The following is a 3157-nucleotide window of genomic DNA, read 5'->3' as shown; positions in this document are numbered from 1 at the left end:
TATCAGCTTATCCCGAATTACAGCATATAGGTCCGGATAAGACAGTCTATTTCAGGTTATACGTTAATGGAATGGATAATAGCTCAGACATAGTAGGTATTGGCGTCTCAGGCCCTGGTACAGCAGATGATTATGCACTTTCGGTGGGTGGTATTGTTGATGACACGGTTAGCACAAAGAAGCTGGCTGCCTGGCAGTTTGCTACACCCTTAAGAACCGGAGGTGAAGCTTCAGCTGCGGCTTCTCTTATTGATTCTTCCTTAAATGTGGGTCTTTTACAGCGGGGCGCCGGTTTGCGGGCGACTGATACCACGGGAGCGCCATTTGTGCTGCACCGTACCTTTGTTTCTTTAACAAGCGTACCAACTACATCAGCTGTTGCGGATACTGCAATGGCAATTTCGCAGGAGATGTATTATGCCTTTAATATCGGAATTAAACCCGGGTATAAAGTATCCCTTAGTGACATAAATTATAAGTTAAGGGTAACACCCGGCGGCGCAAAAGTCTTTTACTGGAAATATAGCCTTGACGGAATAAATTTTGAAAGGATCGCTAATCCGCGGGTGCTGTCAGCAGCTACCACTGATGAAGGGGACACGCAACCTCCGGTCGATCTGTCCGGCATAGGGGCATTGCAGGATATACCTGCCGGGAAAACAGTTTATTTCCGGATGTATACAAACGGTTCTAACACAACCACCGGCACTACAGCATTTGGGCGGTCGGCTACGTCCAGTACCACAGATTATGTGCTTACAGTGAACGGAAGGTCCGCGGCGGTTACCACACCGGAAAAATTAGTAGCCTGGCAGCTGGCAACACCGGCAAAAGCAGGAAATGAGACGGATGACGCACCGACCACAATAAATAGTGCCGTTACTGCCACGCCTTTGGTTCGTGGCGCCGGTTTAAACCCCACCGGGCTTGCAAGGGCATTTGCTTCCTTAACCACAACACCGTCGAGTTCCAATCTGGCAGATACGGCTATAGCCATTGCCAATAATATGTATTTTGGTTTTAGCATCACCGCTCAAACCGGACGGAAAATAAGTTTAAACGGCCTGGATTTTAAGATCCGCGCTACAGGTGGCGGAGCTAAAGTTTATTATTGGAAGTATAGCCTTAATGGCACTGATTTTTATAAAGCCGACAACCCTTTTACTTTAGCCATCGCAGTTAATACGGAAGGTGAGTTCATGCCGCATGTGGATCTTTCAGAGATCAGGGAGCTGCAAAACCTTCCCGGTGGTACTACGGTCACATTCAGATTATACACGAATGGATCCAACACAACGACCGGCTCTACGGCTATAGGCCGTTCCGCAGCTTCTACAACAGAGGACATATTATGGGTAAGCGGATCATCAGAAAGCGAGGATACACTATTAGCCGCATCAGCATCATATGTGATCCCGGTTGCCGAAACCCGGATCACAGCATTGAAGGCAAGTTTGAATCGTAAGCAAGTGATCTTGAAATGGCAGGCTGTTAATGAAAACCCTGATTCGCATTTCGAGGTGCTCCGGTTTGAAGGAACACATATGCCGTTTGTTATTGGGCAGGTAAGGACGGATACTGCAGGTTCCCCAATGAAGATGTATGATTTCGCTGATCTCAGGCCTTTATCCGGAACCAGTAGTTACCAGATCAGAACCATGGACCGAACGGGCCACGAAATACTGTCAGAAAAAGTAAAGCTGGCCGTTAAAGAAAATAGTAATAGTCTTTTGCTCTCTGCCACGGGTAAGCAGCTGACTATATTCATTTTTTCAGATACCGACTGCCAGGGCGATTTTTCCCTGAGGGATATCATGGGGCGTACGGTCATCCGGCGTCAGTTCCGGTTGAATAAAGGCAAAAATGTTTTTACAGAAGCGGTAAATGTACCTCCCGGAATTTTCACCGGCACTATAATTTTTGGTAAAGTTGATGTGATCAGCAAGAAAATATTACTATGAGCATAGTTGCATGGCTATGTTTAACAATTGCCGGTACCTGCTATATACAATATATGGCAGGTACCGGCATTATTGGCCTATAGCCTATTTTGCAGGGCAGGTAGTTCAGGAAAAAGTTGGGAGGGGCTATTCTGTACTTGTTTGAACCTGTTGATCAGTACCTGCACTACCTGATCTTTGACTTCAAAGACTGGCTTAGCTCTTTAATCACAGCAGCTTTATCCTTTTTGATCTTTTTGCCGATCTCTTTTCGTGGACAGTTTTCATTGTATTTGGCACCCCAATCCATTATTTCTATAACAATGGGCAATAGATCAAGGCCCTTTTGTGTAAGGCTGTACACAAACTTTGACTTATTTGCGGGCGACACTTCCTTTACAAGGATCTTTTCAGCTTCAAGAACAGTTAGCCTGTTGACCAGGATATTTGAAGCAATTTTCTCTTCTGAACCTAGGAATTCGCTGTAGGATACTTTATCTCTCAGCATTATATCCCGGATTATTAATAGCGACCATTTGTCCCCGAATACATCAAGGGAACAGCTGATCGGGCAATCTGACCTGAATTTTTCCATAAAAAATAGTTGTTGCGTTTTGCAATATCTTTTTTATATTTGGTTCTTGCATTTTGCAACAACAAATTTATAAACTTTAAAACTATAAACAATGGAAAGATCAGCCCAGACAAAACAGCTGTTGGAAACCTATTACAAGGGATTTGCAGAAAAATCGGGTTGGGAAAGTGTAATTGCAGACGATTTTGAATATGTTGGCGGGGATATGAACAATATTAAGCCGGTTGTAGGAAAGCAGGCCTATATTGAGATCATTAAACGATTTTCGCAGCGCTTTGATGCCATGCGTGTAAAGCAAATGGTTGTAGAAGACGACACAGCAAGCGTTATCGGGAACTACGATTTTGTATTTCCAAACGGCGTTAAGATCAATGGGAATGTTTCGGAAAACTGGACCGTTGAAAATGGCAAGCTAAAATCCCTGACTTTATACTTTGATACATTGACGTTTATGACAAACCTGAAGCCTTAATGGCTTGCAACGGATTACGCTGACTATGGAAAGGTTACGCTTTTTCCAGGGCTTTGATGTTTATTTACATCATAGATATGATGTCCATAACATAAGACAGTTTTAGTTTTTCCTGTTCGATCCGGCCTTGTAATGACACCAGCCGGTTAT

General features: G+C 44.1%; 3 protein-coding genes. 2 read left to right on the top strand and 1 reads right to left on the bottom strand.

What is annotated here, in order from left to right; genetic code table 11:
• Positions 1-1961: hypothetical protein (locus VIM87_RS15485; protein ID WP_331997866.1), on the top strand; the 1961-nt coding region annotated here is incomplete at its 5' end.
• A gap of 166 nt (positions 1962-2127) precedes the next feature.
• Here the strand turns inward: VIM87_RS15485 and VIM87_RS15480 are convergent.
• A complete protein-coding gene (locus VIM87_RS15480) occupies positions 2128-2535 on the bottom strand; it encodes a helix-turn-helix domain-containing protein (protein WP_331997865.1) in 408 nt (135 codons plus the stop codon).
• 91 nt (positions 2536-2626) lie between these two features.
• Between VIM87_RS15480 and VIM87_RS15475 the strand changes: the two genes are divergently transcribed.
• A complete protein-coding gene (locus VIM87_RS15475) occupies positions 2627-3007 on the top strand; it encodes a nuclear transport factor 2 family protein (protein ID WP_331997864.1) in 381 nt (126 codons plus the stop codon).
• Positions 3008-3157: the final 150 nt, after the last annotated feature.

Source organism: Chitinophaga sp. (assembly GCF_036569125.1).
Lineage (GTDB): Bacteria > Bacteroidota > Bacteroidia > Chitinophagales > Chitinophagaceae > Chitinophaga.
The sequence above is the reverse complement of the archived record's forward strand: the minus strand, read 5'-3'. Positions and strand labels throughout refer to the sequence as shown.